General features: G+C 31.4%; 1 protein-coding gene. It reads right to left on the bottom strand.

Annotation, left to right across the window (positions count from 1 at the left end):
• Nucleotides 1-125: 125 nt before the first annotated feature.
• The coding region (gene ltrA, locus ACRCZX_RS01785) for a group II intron reverse transcriptase/maturase (protein ID WP_438581232.1) at nt 126-1207 on the bottom strand (1082 nt) is incomplete at its 5' end.

Raw genomic sequence — 1207 nt, 5'->3', positions numbered from 1 at the left:
TTTAGGTATTTTAAACTTTATAGCTTGTAGCGTGAAAACTGTAGTGCTTGCTACGTTCCATACTTTAAAGTTGTACCCTTTATAGCGGAGCTTATACTTTTTATACTTTTTGTCAGAAGGTTTCCCTATTCTGTTTCTAAAGGATTCCTAACTATATAGCCAATTTTACTAAAATCTCTATTTACCATTGTAGCCATGCGATAATAATTTTGGATTCCTAATATTACCGAATTAAATTTATAGACTTGCTGGGCAGTTCGTCTCTTTTGAAGGTCTTTTACCTCTTGTTTAATTAAGGTTAAAATAGCTTTCTTTGCTTTGTCAGATATATGTGACCTGGCAGTTAATCTTTTTCTGTTCTTAATAGCTTTGAATTTTATTCCTAAAAAGACGCTGTACTCTTTTCTTAGATTTACTATTTTTGATTTCTTTTCAGAAATTTCTAATTTCAATCTATCTCTTAAGAATATTTTAACTAGTTTGAACATCTTTTCCGCAGAGCCTCTATCTCTACAAAAGAGTTTAAAATCATCTGCGTATCTAACAATTCTAACTTCAGTTAAATTTGTACCTTTCAAGGCTCTCTCTTTTTTCCCAACAGAAGAATATTCTCTTCTAGTTTTTATTCCCGACCATTGTTTGTGAATCCACCAATCTAGTTCATTTAGAACTATGTTAGCTAAGAGTGGTGAAAGTATTCCACCTTGAGGAGTTCCCTTCTCAGATTGAATAATTTCTTTATTTTGTAGTATAGTTTCCACTTTCAACATACATTTTATCAGTGATAAAGTTTTCTTATCGATAGATTTAAACCGTTGAAGCTGTTTTATCAACTTTTTATGATTTATATTATCGAAAAATCCTTTTATATCTACGTCAACAACAAAATGCAGTTTCGCTATATTTACCATGTGATAACAAGTTGCTATCGCATGTTCTGCACTACGTTCTGCTCTGAATCCAAATGAATATTTGTGAAAACTGTTTTCAACTATTGGTTCTAATACCTGTTTAAAGCATAGTTGTACTAGTCTATCATAGATATTAGGTATTCCTAATGGTCTAAACTCTCCATCTCCCTTTGGAATTTCTACTCTTTTTACCATTCCTGGTGTGTATCTGCCCTTTAAATCATATTTAATTCGTTTTACTATTTCATTTTCAATTTTTAATATATCGCTTATGGTTTCGCCATTCACTCCAGGAG

Source organism: Cetobacterium sp. (genome assembly GCF_051658645.1).
In the GTDB taxonomy this organism is placed as follows: Bacteria; Fusobacteriota; Fusobacteriia; order Fusobacteriales; family Fusobacteriaceae; genus Cetobacterium_A.
Note: the sequence above shows the minus strand (reverse complement) of the source record. Positions and strands in the feature narration are given on the sequence as shown.